This is a genomic window from Pseudomonas sp. PDM27, from assembly GCF_019219205.1.
Lineage (GTDB): Bacteria > Pseudomonadota > Gammaproteobacteria > Pseudomonadales > Pseudomonadaceae > Aquipseudomonas > Aquipseudomonas laurylsulfatiphila.
Genome location: NZ_JAHUWF010000039.1, coordinates 1 through 337, shown reverse-complemented (window position 1 = coordinate 337; position 337 = coordinate 1). Strand labels below are relative to the sequence as shown.

The window sequence follows — 337 nt, the reverse complement described above, 5'->3', positions numbered from 1 at the left end:
TCCCCTGAAGGGCCGTCGAAGACTACGACGTTGATAGGTTGGGTGTGTAAGCGCTGTGAGGCGTTGAGCTAACCAATACTAATTGCCCGTGAGGCTTGACCATATAACACCCAAGCAATTTGCGTCGGCTCTCTAATCCAGAGCAACCAGATTGCGGTGTGTGAAGACGAAACGAACCGAAAGTTCGAGAAACTCACAAAACACCAGCTGTCACATACCCAATTTGCTGAAGCGAGGCCCTCTGGCCGCGACTCAGTACCCGAATTTCTTGACGACCATAGAGCGTTGGAACCACCTGATCCCATCCCGAACTCAGAAGTGAAACGATGCATCGCCG

At 51.9% G+C, this 337-nt stretch carries 2 rRNA genes; both read left to right on the top strand.

Annotated features, from left to right (window positions below):
- Positions 1-103 (top strand): 23S ribosomal RNA (locus tag KW838_RS29290); the annotation flags it as partial.
- A 164-nt stretch (positions 104-267) separates the two neighbouring features.
- A 5S ribosomal RNA gene (rrf, locus tag KW838_RS29285) occupies positions 268-337 on the top strand; the annotation flags it as partial.